The 13,660-nt window shown below is 57.3% G+C and carries 10 protein-coding genes; 1 reads left to right on the top strand and 9 read right to left on the bottom strand.

Features of this window, described 5'->3' with window-relative positions; translation table 11 throughout:
- Window positions 1-15 precede the first annotated feature (15 nt).
- Window positions 16-933, bottom strand: coding sequence for a LysR family transcriptional regulator (locus L384_RS20350; protein ID WP_023323641.1), 918 nt, complete (start codon window positions 931-933; stop codon window positions 16-18).
- Between the two features lie 98 nt (window positions 934-1,031).
- On the opposite strand from L384_RS20350, the gene L384_RS20355 reads away from it, so the two are divergent.
- Entirely contained in the window at window positions 1,032-1,754 is a 723-nt protein-coding gene (locus tag L384_RS20355) for an SDR family oxidoreductase (RefSeq protein WP_023323640.1), read from the top strand.
- Between the two features lie 39 nt (window positions 1,755-1,793).
- On the opposite strand, the gene L384_RS22745 is transcribed toward L384_RS20355, so the two are convergent.
- The 8 genes from L384_RS22745 to L384_RS20390 are packed head-to-tail and all read right to left on the bottom strand — an operon-like array spanning window position 1,794 to window position 13,641.
- Window positions 1,794-2,219, bottom strand: coding sequence for an SDR family oxidoreductase (locus L384_RS22745; protein WP_050583628.1), 426 nt, complete (start codon window positions 2,217-2,219; stop codon window positions 1,794-1,796).
- A gap of 35 nt (window positions 2,220-2,254) precedes the next feature.
- A complete protein-coding gene (locus tag L384_RS20360; protein ID WP_023323638.1) occupies window positions 2,255-4,453 on the bottom strand; it encodes a glycoside hydrolase family 2 protein in 2,199 nt (732 codons plus the stop codon).
- Complete coding sequence (locus tag L384_RS20365; RefSeq protein WP_023323637.1) at window positions 4,422-7,142, bottom strand: hybrid sensor histidine kinase/response regulator; 2,721 nt, start codon at window positions 7,140-7,142, stop codon at window positions 4,422-4,424. The genes L384_RS20360 and L384_RS20365 overlap by 32 nt, the downstream gene beginning before the upstream one ends.
- Before the next feature lie 2 nt (window positions 7,143-7,144).
- Window positions 7,145-7,579 carry a globin family protein gene (locus L384_RS20370; RefSeq protein ID WP_022651691.1) on the bottom strand — a complete coding sequence of 145 codons (435 nt, stop codon included), beginning with the start codon at window positions 7,577-7,579 and terminating at the stop codon, window positions 7,145-7,147.
- Window positions 7,576-8,970, bottom strand: a complete 1,395-nt coding sequence (locus tag L384_RS20375) for a DUF3131 domain-containing protein (RefSeq protein WP_023323636.1) — start codon at window positions 8,968-8,970, stop codon at window positions 7,576-7,578. Before L384_RS20375 ends, L384_RS20370 begins: the two co-directional genes overlap by 4 nt.
- Entirely contained in the window at window positions 8,955-10,502 is a 1,548-nt protein-coding gene (locus tag L384_RS20380) for a DUF3131 domain-containing protein (RefSeq protein ID WP_023323635.1), read from the bottom strand. Before L384_RS20380 ends, L384_RS20375 begins: the two co-directional genes overlap by 16 nt.
- The gene (locus L384_RS20385; protein ID WP_003862249.1) at window positions 10,499-11,830 is read right to left on the bottom strand and encodes a DUF3131 domain-containing protein; all 1,332 of its coding nucleotides are present in this window, start codon (window positions 11,828-11,830) and stop codon (window positions 10,499-10,501) included. Before L384_RS20385 ends, L384_RS20380 begins: the two co-directional genes overlap by 4 nt.
- Window positions 11,827-13,641 carry a glycosyltransferase family 2 protein gene (locus L384_RS20390; protein WP_023323634.1) on the bottom strand — a complete coding sequence of 605 codons (1,815 nt, stop codon included), beginning with the start codon at window positions 13,639-13,641 and terminating at the stop codon, window positions 11,827-11,829. Before L384_RS20390 ends, L384_RS20385 begins: the two co-directional genes overlap by 4 nt.
- Window positions 13,642-13,660 lie beyond the last annotated feature (19 nt).

Below are 13,660 nucleotides of genomic sequence, written 5' to 3'. Positions count from 1 at the left end.
CAGGGTTGGAACCATTCAACGCTGTGTGGGTTGCGTGGCGGGGAGCTGTCGCCACTGGCGGATGTGCTCGATCAGGGCTCTGAGCTTGGGGGCCATATTGTGGCGCTGGGGAAAATAGAGATAAAAACCAGGAAAAGATGGAAGAAACGCATCCAGTAAGGAAACCAGCTGTCCTGATTCAATGTACGGTGTGAAGGTGTCCTCGGTGGCAAAGGTTATACCACCGCCGGCCAGCGCGAGGCTGAGCATAAGACGCAGATCGTTAGTGGTGATTTGTGGTTCAATTGCCACATCGAAAGGGACGCCTGCTTCCTCAAACTCCCAGCGATAGGGGGCAACGTCCGGGGAAGGGCGCCAGCCGATACACCGATGAGCGACCAGCTCACGGGGATGCGCCGGTGCGCTGTGTGTCGCCAGATAGGAAGGTGAAGCCACCACCCGTTCACGCTGCTGGCCCGTAAGGGGAATCGCGATCATGTCTTTTTCGATAACTTCGCCCAGTCTCACCCCAGCGTCATAGCCCGCTGCCACGATATCGAATTCCTCATCTGACACGAAGACATCAAGCGATACCGCAGGATGCGCTGCCGCAAACGAGGCGAGCAGTGGGCCAGAAAGAAACGCTTCCGCTATTGAGGTGACAGCGATCCTGAGCTGTCCGCGCGGCATGCTGTCCGAGGTGACATCGTCAAAGGCCGCCTCAATGTTGGCGATGGGCCCCAGCAACGATTTATGCAACCGTTCACCCGCTTCGGTGAGCCTTACCGAGCGCGTGGTGCGCATCACCAGCAGGGTCTGAAACCCATCTTCGAGACGTCTTATCCCCTGGCTGACAGCGGAACGGGTGATGCCCAGCCGCCCGGCGGCCGCGCTGAAGCTGCGCTCCTCGGCGACCGCCAGAAAAAGCGGTAACAAATTAAGATCAATTTTCATTGTTTAACATTGCTAACCAGTGAGTCCAGTAAAGGCAGGATACAAGAAACAATGTTGAGACTCTATGATTGCTTTGAACTCAACTGAAGGAGCAAAACATGAACAAAGTGATCTTAATTACCGGTGCCTCCAGCGGTATTGGAGAAGGTATTGCCAGAGAGCTGGGAAAGGCAGGCGCAAAAGTTTTCCTGGGGGCACGCAGGCTGGAGCGCATCCACGCCCTGGCTGATGAAATCCGCAGCGCAGGAGGAGAGGCAGAGGCTCAGGTATTAGACGTTACCAGCCGCCAGTCTATGGCCGCCTTCGTTGAGGCAGCACGGGAAAAGTGGGGCCGCATTGACGTTCTTATTAACAATGCGGGCATTATGCCTCTGTCTCCGCTTTCGGCTGGCAAGCAGGATGAGTGGGAACGCACCATTGACGTGAATATTAAGGGGGTACTGTGGGGAATTGGCGCGGTTCTGCCGATTATGGAAGCCCAGAACTCGGGGCAGATCATTAATATTGGCTCGATCGGTGCCTTGTCCGTCGTGCCCATGGCCGCCGTCTATTGCGCGACCAAATTTGCGGTCCGGGCCATTTCCGATGGTTTGCGTCAGGAAAGTTCAAACATCCGCGTGACCTGCGTCAACCCCGGAGTGGTGGAAAGCGAACTGGCCTCGACCATTACGCACAAAGAAACCATGGCGGTGATGGATGCGTACCGGGCTATTGCTCTCAAACCAGCTGATATCGCTCGCGCCGTGCGCCACATCATCGAGGCGCCTGAGAGTGTCGATACCACCGAAATCACCATCAGACCTACGGCCTCCGCAAACTAACGTAGCGGGTCAGGCATCAGCCTGAACCGCTTCACTCTCTTACCACGGCTGTTCGGGCGGCATAATAAACAGCTCTGCCACGTTCACATGTTCCGGTGCCTGCAACACGTAAGGAATCGAGTCGGCGACATCATCGGCTTTCAGGAACGTCATCTTCTCCTTCAACTGTTCCATCGGTGCACGATAATTTTTGTCACTGATATGCTCGAATAATTCACTTTCAACGGCACCCGGCTGAAGCGAGGTGACGCGAATGTTGAACTGAGGCGCCAGCTCCACGGACGGGGGGGTTATATGCCGCTGCCAATGGTCGAGGAAACTTTCGCAGCGGGAAAACGGGTTACGCTGAACGTGCAGATGCAGCCCGACGTCGGGACCGGTTTTTCCATGCGGGCAGTGCACCTGGAAGAACATGCGCCCGGCCAGGCCAGATGCTGGTTCGTTAACACGCTGAAAGGCTGACATGCCGGGTATCAATAGCATCGTTGGGTAGCCAGCATTCATTGCTCAGGAGGGCTTTCCACTCTCTCATTGCGCTGGTTGGAACCCACGGTGTTACCGGCGCGATCCGAAATCTCATACTCAATGGTAACGTTATGCCTGGTGGTCGGTGTGACGGTGATGTCCTTGATCCTGCTGCCCGAATCGGGGGGAAGCGTGAGGCTTGTATTGCCTTTAGCCAGCACCCGACCATTTTGCTTCACCTGCCACTTCAGACGACACGCCTCACAGGCGGACCAGGTGTCATTGATCGCCCACAGGCGAACCGTTGCTTCGCTTCCCTGACGCCACACCGCCGTCACGGGTTCAATCGACGGCAGAATGGGCTGATAGGCTTTTTGCAGGGCGTAGTAGCCCGCTTTCGGCTTACGCAGATAATCCACGACGCCCCAGTTGATGGAGGGCCAGGTTTCTACAAACATAAAGTGGAAGAGGGCAGTTACCGGCTGGTAGCGCTGCCGACGATAGCTCTCTGCCGCCATTGCCACCAGCTCTGCCTGGTAACGCTGGGTGTTGGCAATCATCTCCTGAATGGTATTGCCCCGCGGAATATTGGCAAATCTAAAGGTCTGGAAGGGCTGGAAGTTATGGTATTTCCAGTGCGTCCAGCCGGGATCGTCGGCGGCGGTGCTTTTCGGCCACATCAGGCGGGCGGGAATGATGGTTTTCAGGGTTGAGAGTCGCGGTAGCGCCTGAGCGCCAAACTCCGTGATGATCGCGGTTTTGGCGGGGCCAAGAAGATCGCGCATGGTGCCAAAGTACCATCCGGCCCAGTAGTGTTCTTCCACCGCAGAAAAACGATGCACTATGCGCGAGGTATCTTGCGAAAGCGCGTCTCCGACGCGTTTCGTCAGCGTCTGGTTCAGGTTTTTATTCCAGTCGGGAAAGCGTTTTTCCATCCACGGTGAATTCCATGGCGGCTCGTTATGACCGCCCCAGACGATAATGGCCGGGGAATTACCAAACTGTTCAACCATCTCGCGGGTCTGTCGCGCGGCATTATCCGCGAAGGCGTCGCTGTTATTGTAACCCCATTGCAGGGGGACATCCTGCCAGATCATCAGCCCCATTTCGTCAGCCACATCGTAAAGTGCCCGGCCTGCCACATGCGAGTGAACGCGTATCGCGTTGGCGTTCATTGCCTGCACCAGCCTGAAATCGCGGCGATATTTTTTGCGTGTCATGGTGCTAAGCCACGGGGAGCCGATGTAATTACTCCCTTTGATAAACAGGCGTTTGTCATTAAAGAGCCAGCCCTTGTTGTCAGGCTGCTTCACTATCTTGCGTAACCCGGTACGGGCAACTGCGGTATCCATCACTCCTTGCTTATCCGTCAGGGTTGCGCGCACTCGGTACAGGTTTGGCCTGCCATAGCCCACTGGCCACCAGAGCCTGGCGCCTTGCATTGGCAGCGTGACGCGAAGCGATTGCGGCTTTCCGTCCGTTCTCGCAAGGTTTACAGGGAATTCCTGCTTTACAGGCGGGCCCGTAAAATTGTCTGGCGTGGCCGACAGGCGCAAAGTTACGTCACCGGCAGACAACGCCCGGTAGCGGATCTCGGCGTGCAGCGCTGGTTTGCTCAGCCCTTCACGCCAGTCCGGACGCAGTATTACCTCGTCGATGGTCACTCCGCGGCTCAAATGTAGCTTTACCGGCGACCAGATCCCCCCGGAGTTGGCATCCTGGCCGTCCTCTGACCAGGCCCCGCCAGGGCGGGTATCGTGCTGGTTAAGTACGCCTTTAACCATCGTTTTATGCAGCGGCCAGATTGTTTTCGGATCTTCCCAGGGACTGTCCACCCGCACGGCGAGCTTATTGTGTCGCTGCAAAGCATCGCTTATGTCTACCGAGAAGCGCTGAAAATACCCCTCGTGATGGGCAAGATGCCTGCCGTTGAGCGTGACGTCGGCAAAATAGTCCACGCCATCAAAGACCAGGGTGGCCATGGTATCGGGCGCGCGCCTGGGCAGGGTAAATTCGTGCCGATACCAGAGGGCACCCTGATGATCGTATCCGGCGCTGTACCAGTTGGCCGGAACCGCAATCGATCGCCAGTCGCGGTCAGGCGCGCTGGCGCCATCAAAGGTGCTGAGGTTGGCGTCATGCACGCGCCACATTCCGGCCAGTGACCAGGTGACGGGCTGGCTGGCCTGGGCCAGCAGAGGGCTAATTGCCAGCAGCAGAAGAAGCCTGATCATCTTTAACCTCCTGTGCTCTGCGGCGCAGCCAGGCCGCAGAGCGTCTGGCCTCCTCGATAAGCTCGCCATGTAAAACGCTCAGCCCCGTCTGGTTCAGCGAGACCGCCTGACTCTCCAATTGCTGGAGCACTTCTGAAAGACGAATGAAACCGAGGGTGACGGCTTCGCCGCGAAGCTTATGAGCGGCCCGCCGTAGGGCATCGCGGTCATTATGCGCAATGTTCAGCGCCATGGCTGCCACCGCCTCGTCAAGACCTTTGCCGAACAGCGCCAGCAATTCATTAACCAGTTCAGGATCGTCCGCGCACTGTTTTAACAGCTGTGCCTCATCCGGCAGACCCTTATCTTCTCCGGCGAGAACATGGGCTATCTCCTCCCTGAGCGCCTCCTGACTTACCGGCTTGGCAATATAGCCGTCGAAGCCCATTGCCAGACAGCGCGCCTTGTCACCCTGCATGGCATGGGCGGTCATCGCGATGGCGGGCTGGTGGCTACGCCCCCGCGTCAGTGTCTCCTCACGAAGCAGGCGAATGGCCGTTTCACCGTCCATTTCTGGCATTTGCAAGTCAACCAACATCAAATCCCAGGACTGTTCACGCCAGCGTTCGAGGGCCTCCCGGCCATTGGATACCACTTCGCAACGGTGGCCGAGCTGCTCCAGCAGGCGTCTGGCGACTTTCTGATTCACCAGGTTGTCCTCGGCCAGCAGGATACGCAGACTGGCCTGCGCAGTAACGGGCGCAGTAACGGGCGCAGTAACGGGCGCAGAAGCGGGCACAGCCGCGGGAGAGGTAAGGGGAGCGGGTGCCAGGACGCTGGCTATGGTTTGATAGAGTTCACGTTGGGCAACCGGCTTATGCAAATAGTGGGCAACCCCGATGCGCTTGAGCATATTGGCATCGAAATGGCGGCTCATGGAACTGAGCATAATGATGTGGCTTTGCTCGGCCTGCGGCATAACAGAGAGCTCAATGGCCAGCGATACACCGTCCATATCCGGCATCTGGGCATCCAGCAGGATCAGCGGCCAGTATCCCCTTTTTGCGGTCAGGCTTAACGCTTCCCCGGCGTTGTTAACACAGGTCGGTGTCAGACCCATCTGGCGAAGCATGGTGTCCAGCAGCCGCAGGTTGGTACTGTTGTCGTCTACCACCAGTACCGATTCGCCGTTAAAGCGTGCTACAGGAGCATCGGTTGCTGAGACAGCCAACTGACCTTCCAGTGGCAACGTAAAAGCAAATTCGCTGCCTTCACCCGGCTCGCTCTGAACCGTTAGCTCTCCGCCCATAAGACTTACCAGGCGGGCAGAAATGGTCAGTCCGAGGCCAGTACCGCCGTAGCGGCGGGTGGTAGAGCTATCGGCCTGGCTGAACGCCTCGAAAATGGCTTTTTGTTTCTCCATCGGGATGCCAATGCCGCTGTCGCGTATGCGAAAACGCCAGTGCCCTTCACTTTCTGTAGGCTCTATTGCCAGCATAACCTCACCGTGATGGGTGAACTTCAGCGCGTTGCCCAGGAGATTAGTCAGAATTTGACGTAGTCGGGGACCATCAACGATGAGCACTTCCGGCACCCCCGGAGCGATATCCACCAGCAGTTCAATGCCTTTTTCGCTGGCGGAGGGCATATGCGGGCGGATGAGCGACTGCACAAAGGGGCGGATTTCCAGCGGCTCTGTATCGACGGTCATCTTACCTGACTCAATGCGTGAGAAATCGAGAATGTCATTGATGATATGCAGTAGTGACTGCGCTGAACTCATCACCAGAGAAAGATATTCACGCTGTTCGGGGGTGAGCTGTGTATCGAGGCAGAGCTGAGTCATGCCCAGAATGCCGTTCATCGGGGTGCGAATTTCGTGGCTCATGTTGGCGAGAAATGCACTCTTCGCCTCGTTGGCCTCCCGGGCCACTTTCGCCGCTTCAATGGCTAACAACTCGGCCTCCTTGCGGCGGGTGATGTCCTGTAGGGTGCCGATCACCCGTTCGGCCTGCTGCTGCATACTGAGGGTGACCACCTGTCCCGAAACCAGCATCCAGCGCCAGCCCTGCGTCGCGTGTTGCACGCGAATCTCACTTTCAAACACCGGCATGTGCTCCTGCCTGGAGGCGATCATCGCGTTGCGCAGGACGGCACGATCCTCTTCATGGACCAGATTCAGTAAAAAGCGCAGCGGGTAGTGCAGCTGCGTACGTGACTGACCCACCATCGCCAGCAACGTATCGTTCACCTCCAGGCTGTCGTGAGAGACCTGCCAGTTCCAGATGCCGATCTGAATGGACTCTGCGGTCAGTAAAAAATCATCGTGCAGCTGCTGGCGCGAGCGCTGGGCGTCGTCAAGCTCGGTAATATCGGTATGCAGGCTGAGAATGCCGCCATCGGCGAGACGCTGATGCTGCACGTAGAGCCGCCGGTTTCCCGACTGCCGCACCTCTCGATGGCTTGACTGACGGCAGTTGCGAACGATCGCTTCACGCAGGGTCCGGCGGCGGGTGGAGTCGATGTTATAACCCGCATCAATAAATTTCTCCGCCAGGCTCTCGAGGGAAGCGCCGGCGATCAGCCAGGGGGCGATCACCGGGTAAAAGCGCGATATCTGGTCATTCCAGGCCAGCAGATGCTCGGCGGGATCGTAAATCATCACCCCCACAGGCAGCGCGTTGAGATCGAAACGGGATGTGGCTCGCATGGTTACTCACCTCTGGCCTTATAGTGCAGCTCCGCCTGGCGGCGCAGATACTCCAGCCCGGGGGCAATTGCCATCGCCCAGGCTGTGAGGATCTCTTCATCGCAAAGTGGATCGCAGGCGCGCACGGTCCTGAGCATTGCCTCCCGCCAGAGGCCGAAAAATCGCGGTGGCAGGCCTAGTCCTTCATCACTCTGCTCCCGCGCCAGGCGTTCCAGAAAATCGGGTACAAACAGCGCACCGTCAACGGCAAGCATGGCGAAAAAGCTCTTGAAGATCGTCTGCTGGCCATCTCCGCCCTGGTCCCGGGCAAAGTGCTGTTCTGTCTCCGGTGACATATGGACAAACGTTTCCCAGAACGTTTCAAAAAAGTGCCGTTTATCATTTTCCGGCAGGACGCGGTTCAGGCTGGCGTCAAAGAGATCGCGATAAAATTTCATGGTGCGGCCCTCAAGGCACGTTCGCCGGGCAGACAGAGGCCGGGCGGATTGAAAGGATCCGACGTGCGGCGGGCAAAATAGCCATCATTCTTCACAAGGCCGTTTTCAAACAGCGGTCCGGCGTTGTGTTTGTACAGCAGCGCTTCCAGCACCATGGCGTTCGTCGAGAGGGTTAGCGTCGGGTTGATATCGCCGGTGGCCTCAACGCGGCCCTCAAACCAGCCCTGTTGCGGGTTATTCAGGTGTCGGGTTATAGCCATCAGGGCATCGGTATATTCGTTTTCCCACAGCGTCCAGAGCATGAAGACCGCTTTGGTGGTCACCTGTGCCAGCCGGGGATAGCTTTTACCGTCATCGCCCAACGTATTCCAGGCGTAACCATTTCCCCAGACGGTGTCCTCGACGTGCCATGGCGCCTGAGAGAGGTAAAAATCGGCGCGTGCGGTGAGTATGCCGTCGTGCTCCCAGCGCGTTTTTTGGCTGAGCCATACTCCTTCGCCCCGGGCGCGCAGCCTTTTTTGAATATCGACGGCCACTCCGGGAGCCTGCCAGCCAAACTCCAGACCCGGGAGCATCGCGGGGAGGGTGGAGAGCAGCGATGGCTGCCAGGTTGTTCTTGGATCGCGCGCGTCAACGGCGAGGCTGCGCTGGTACATGATGACGTTCTGGGAAGGCGGGGAAAATGCCTTGCCCGCCGGGAATCCCCACAGCCGAAACGCGCTGGCGGCATATTCGCTTTCACCCAGCCGCAGTTCGTCGCGTACCAACAGCTGTTCGTTCTGCTCGGACGCAGACCACAGCTCCCCGTCTTTATCCACCACCGGACAAAAATTCCAGCGCAGGATGATTTTTTCCAGATATTCGCGGTACTCAGGTGCTCGCTCGGCAGTGAGACGCAGGGCCAGCATCAGCCGCGCCATATCTTTCGCCGACCATCCGCGCTGCGCCGGTTTTCCTGTGAAATCGATGGGCGTGGCCGTACGGCTGGAATAGAGTCTGCCTGGCGTGCGGGTTTCGGTCAGCGTCAGGCGATTGAGTGTTCCGAGCAGGCGCGTCAGCCGTGCATCAAACTCGGCCGCCTGGATCAGACCCAGCTCGCGAGCTGCCAGCAGGGCGATAAGCGTATCGCCCATTTGCCACAGCGTAACGCGTGGCTGTTTATCGCTACCGTTGACCAGCCCTGTCTGAGGCTGTGTGTTATTCTCAAAATAGCGCCAGGCGATACCCGCCCACTCCCGCTCCTGTGGAGTCAGGCTACTGATGCGAGCGGTGGTGTGCCAGCCGCCTTTGGTCAGCCAGCGCCACCCTGCGCTTTCGCAGCTGAACAGGGCGAAGGCGATAATAAGAATGAGGACGGCGGCAGCCAGCCAGCGGGCTAAGGTCTTAAGCATTGTGCGGTCACCGGCGGCAGTTTCACAGGCTCGTCCGTATTACAGGTAGCACATTGACAGGCCTGGCAAGCGGGTTTGGTGCGCAGAGTGGTCCCGGTTTGTTCACACCATGTCTTCACTGCGGGCGTACTGTTCAGGAATGGACGGTTGCGCGAGGCATTATTAGGCTCAAAGAGATCCACCAGCTTTTTTTCCCACAGGGAAGGGGCAAAGTGGGGATCTTTGGGATTATCGCTGTTGAACTGCAACAGCTTGCCCTCTTTTTTGAACAGCAATGCTTCAAGCATGATGCCGTTGTTATTGGCCGTGAATTCTTTGATGGGGCCGTCGCCGTTTTCGTACAGCCCTTCATAGTAGCCTTTGCCCGCCTCGTTGGCGTTTTCAATGGCGTCCAGCAGGCGGTCGGTATAAGGCGAATTCCAGAGAACCCACATCCCGAGCGCCGCTTTCAGAGAGACGGCGGCCGTATTGGGAACGTACACGCCTTTATCGGTGATGGTGTTCCAGTTGAAGCCGTCGCTAAAGACGGTGTCGTAGACGAAGTAGGGTGACTGATCGAGTTGATGCTCAGAGCGAGCAGATAAAATACCGGTGATGGCGTAGCGATTCTCCTGAGCCTGGTAAACCCTGTCGGCGAAGTTTTTCATCCACGGATGGGTGTAGTCACGCGGGCTGTTTTCCCTGTCCGTCGGTTTGTCGAAACCAAATTCGAGGCCGTAAAGCACATAGGATTCGGTTACGACGTAATTATGCTGGCTGGTAAGGCGCGGATCGCGCGAGTCATAAGGCACCATTACGCAGTAGATCTCAGCCAGCTCGTAGGGCTGAGGCTGGCTGGCCTGACAGGTGCCAAAACCCCACAGCGCAAAGCCCGCTGCACCATACTCTTCGTAGCCCAGCCGCCCCTCCTGCACGTACTTTGGCTGGCCATTTTCCAGGTAGGCTCCGTACATCATTCCACAGGGGTTGATGACGTTGGTGAAGTTCCATCCCAGCAGCACGTTATCAATGCTGTTGCCGTATTCCGGATAGCGCTCCTTAATGACCTTCAGCCAGATCAACATCCTGCCGATGTCCAGCGCCGAGAAGCCAATCTCGCCAGGTTTGTTCTGGTAGTTAACCTTCTGACCTGTGATGGTGTTATAGGCTTTATTGGGCAGTTCGTTGCGGAATAAATCCAGTTTGTTCAGGGTAGCGAGTAATTTCAGCATTCTGCGATCGAACTCAGCTTTATCAATAATCCCCAGCTCCCTTGCGGCCGTCATCGCGGCCATATAAGAGGCGCTGTCCCACATAGTGGTTGAGGGGTATTTATTAACGGCATTTACCAGGCCGGTTGTGGGCTGATAGTTAGCAACGAAATATTGCCAGGCGTTTTTGGCAATAGTCATCTCGCGAGGCGTGAGTTCGCCGCTACGCGGTGGGTAATCAGAAGCGGGAAGTCCAGCCGCTGCCTGTGCCGCAGAGAGTGAGAGCCAGCACGCCACAAGCCCGGCCAGAAGAGGAAAAAAGAGTATTGATTTCAGCTTCATGGCTTCGCTCCTGCTGAAGAGGTTTGGGGAGTGGCGGGGCCAGGGCAGGCCAGACAAAGCATCTGACCGTGGGCAATGTACGCCAGGCTTTCGAGGACGACCGCATTGGTATCGGCATCAACGATCTCGTTCACGCTGCTGTTGAGGTTAAGCCCGCGCTGCCAGCCCTTGCCTGGTACCTGTAGCTTTTGCACCTGCTGGCGCAGTGCTTCGCTCCAGCCGTTGCGGAACAGGGCGTACCAGGCAAAGGCGGTGCGGGTCGAAGTCATCGCCGTTTGCTCCGGCGTGGCGTCAAGCAGAGCGCTATTTTGCAGCGGCTGGCGATTGGGCAGATCGTTGACGTAATCCGGCGCGGGCTCGGCGTAATCGGTGCTGATCGGCGGCTTGCGGACCCGAAGGCTATGTCGACGCTGTTGGATCTGCATTATGCGCCATGTGATTTCTGCGCTCTGCGCATCAAAACCCAGCTCAAGCCCCGTTAATAAATAGGGAAGGCTGATAAGCGAAGGTTGGCGACCCCACGGCGTACGCAGCCCCTCGTCGGGCACCATTATTCCGTCGATGTCGATCATCTGCTGCCCTTCTGGTGGATTCGTCACTGCCAGTCCCGCCGCGCTGTCGATCAGCCGAAGCGTATGGCTTGCATAAAGACGATAGCCGAAGCTGTTTCTCGGCTCGTCCGTCGCCAGCGCCCAATGGTGGAGCGGGACCGCGGCCTGGCTGGTGGTGTTATTGGCAATCAGGGCGCCCATCTTCCAGCGATCGAGCAGATTGCGTACGGCGCCAGCGTGCTGAGGATAACGCCACAGCAGCGTTTGCAGGGCGTTAAGCAGGCGGCCCATGCCGATAGCCGAGGCGTCCGGTTTGCCCAGGGTCTCAAGTGTGTCGGCATGGTAATAGGCGGCGGGCAGCCCCTGAGGATTGAGTGGAAGGCTTGCGAGGGCCGCCAGTGCGGCCGCGATGCGTTCATCAAACTCCTCGGAAGTAAGAACGTTGAGCTGCCTGGCGGCTGCAACCGCAAAAAGATAGCTGCCGGTGCTCCACAGGCTGAGCCAGGGTTCGCCGTCGTGCGCGTTGGCCAGGCCATTCGGCTGCGTGTTGTTCACATAATATTGCCAGGCCACCCGCGCCCAGATGGCTTCTTCGAATGTCAGTTCACGCGGAGCGGGCAAGGGTGGGAAATCGTTACTCAGCGATATCCCTGCGCTGCTCTCAACGCGTGTCGGCATCTGTTTTTCAACCCAGACGACAATAGCGAATCCCAGCAGAAAGCCGAGCAGAATGGTGAGGTAGCTGCGGGCTGACAAAAGTGCGTCGCGTTTTCTCATTCGCTCACCTCTTCTTCAGCCGGGGTCCACATGGCGGCGAAGATCAGCGGCAGCATGGCGGCAATGTTGACTGCACCCCAGAAGATATTGATAACGTAGCCGGACGGATCGTCAACCTGCCCACGTGCAACCTGAATACCGCCCCAAATCAGCCCCGCCAGCGTGAGCACGACGATGGCGATTTGCGGTTTCACCAGGTATAGAAACCGTCCCGTCTGCCTCTCTTTGGGGGTAACGTGGAATTTGATCTGCTCTCCGCGCAGGACTGTGTTGAGCGCGCGCAAATTCATGGAGAAGAATGAGAGATACGATGCTCTGCCATCCCAGGCTGATATTCCCCAGGTGCCGAACATAAACGCCAGCTCCGAAACAATAAAAAAGGGCAAAAAATGAAGATAAAAGGGTTCAGACCAGGCTGATACAGGCGGAATGCCGGTAAACAGGTAAACAATGGGCGATATCAGGAAAACAGTGTTCCACACGCAGGCCAGATAGGACCAGAAGGTGGTGGCGTACATCAGCGTTTGCGGCAAAGAGAGCTTAAAACGGCGGCGGCTGAAAATATTGTCATGGAACAGAATATCCAGTGAACCCGCGGCATATTTGAAGCGCTGGATCATCCACGTCAGCATATCCTGCGGTGAGAGCATTTTCGATTCGATCCGCGGGTGCATTACCGAGCGCCAGCGGCGGGCGGCATCGCCGTGGAGCAGGATGGAGGTATAAATATCTTCTGAAACGTGAAATTTATAGGGCGTGAGTTCCGTGTCGAAGGCCACGTGGGGACGCATGGCGTCCTGAAGGGTTTCACGCATGACGGGATCGCGAATGTCCCGCGTGTGGCGATCGATCTCTTCTTCTATCGTCCAGACGTAGCTGCGCAGCGCTGCCTGCATTACCGCTTCGCGCCTGTGTACAGAGGCCGCACCGCAGCAGAAGGCGGCGTTGGCCCAGTTTCGCCGTCGCAGAATGACGTCATAAAACATGCGCGGATCGTTAAAAAAGGGATCGCGGCCGATGGTTACTGGCCCGATGAACTTCTGGGCGAGCCATCCTAGCCCGTATCCCGTTTTGCCTGCTTTTCGCCCAAGCCAGCGCGCGAGGTTTTCCCCCTCCGGCAGGTCGAAGAACCACTGCGGTGTCTGAACCCAGGCCACGTCAGGGTCACGAAAGTAGCCCAGCGTGTGGCTGAGCAGAGTGGGGAAGACCCGGGTATCGGCATCGCAAATGATCAGGAAATCACCGTCGGTTTGCTCAAGTCCGTTTCGCAAGTTACCGGCCTTAAAGCCAATATTGGTCTGGCGGGAGATGTAGTTTGCGCCTTCCTGATCGCAGACGGCTTTCATCTCCGGACGCCGGCCATCATCGAGCACGTGCACCTTGTAGTCCAGCGGGCCGGGGTAATCCATCTTCATGGCGTCCCGAATTGAAAGCCTGACCAGCTCAACATCTTCTGAATAGGTTGCGATAAAAAGATCGACCTTGATGGGTCTTGAGGCTTCCGCGTCTTCGGAGCGCAGGCAATCATTGATCTCAATCGGGGGCGGATTTTGCGGCGGATCGTCTTCTTTCCACAGGTTTATGGTGAATAGCACTGTGCCGATCCAGGCCAGGGTTTCAGCCAGCACTAATGGAATGGCATACCACAGCGCGTCGGTATTTAAGGAAGCTGTCCAGCGCCAGTAAATATAATTAGCGCCTAAAATCAGCGAGGCAACCGCCAATACCTGCCATGTTAACATGACCCATCGCGGTGTCTTAAGCGGTTCAGGCGGCTGGCGATGTTCAAAACGGGTAAAATAAAAATCCATAGAGAAGGATATCCTGTTT

Source organism: Enterobacter sp. MGH 38 (genome assembly GCF_000492855.1).
GTDB classification, from domain to species: domain Bacteria; phylum Pseudomonadota; class Gammaproteobacteria; order Enterobacterales; family Enterobacteriaceae; genus Enterobacter; species Enterobacter hormaechei_C.
Note: the sequence above shows the minus strand (reverse complement) of the source record. Positions and strands in the feature narration are given on the sequence as shown.

Bases quoted from the DNA above. Each gene is read 5' to 3' on its own strand.
- L384_RS20385 (WP_003862249.1), bottom strand. From the start codon at position 11,830: ATGAGAAAACGCGACGCACTTTTGTCAGCCCGCAGCTACCTCACCATT.
- L384_RS20380 (WP_023323635.1), bottom strand. From the start codon at position 10,502: ATGAAGCTGAAATCAATACTCTTTTTTCCTCTTCTGGCCGGGCTTGTG.
- L384_RS20390 (WP_023323634.1), bottom strand. From the start codon at position 13,641: ATGGATTTTTATTTTACCCGTTTTGAACATCGCCAGCCGCCTGAACCG.
- L384_RS22745 (WP_050583628.1), bottom strand. From the start codon at position 2,219: ATGTCAGCCTTTCAGCGTGTTAACGAACCAGCATCTGGCCTGGCCGGG.
- L384_RS20365 (WP_023323637.1), bottom strand. From the start codon at position 7,142: ATGCGAGCCACATCCCGTTTCGATCTCAACGCGCTGCCTGTGGGGGTG.
- L384_RS20360 (WP_023323638.1), bottom strand. From the start codon at position 4,453: ATGATCAGGCTTCTTCTGCTGCTGGCAATTAGCCCTCTGCTGGCCCAG.
- L384_RS20350 (WP_023323641.1), bottom strand. From the start codon at position 933: ATGAAAATTGATCTTAATTTGTTACCGCTTTTTCTGGCGGTCGCCGAG.
- L384_RS20370 (WP_022651691.1), bottom strand. From the start codon at position 7,579: ATGAAATTTTATCGCGATCTCTTTGACGCCAGCCTGAACCGCGTCCTG.
- L384_RS20355 (WP_023323640.1), top strand. From the start codon at position 1,032: ATGAACAAAGTGATCTTAATTACCGGTGCCTCCAGCGGTATTGGAGAA.
- L384_RS20375 (WP_023323636.1), bottom strand. From the start codon at position 8,970: ATGCTTAAGACCTTAGCCCGCTGGCTGGCTGCCGCCGTCCTCATTCTT.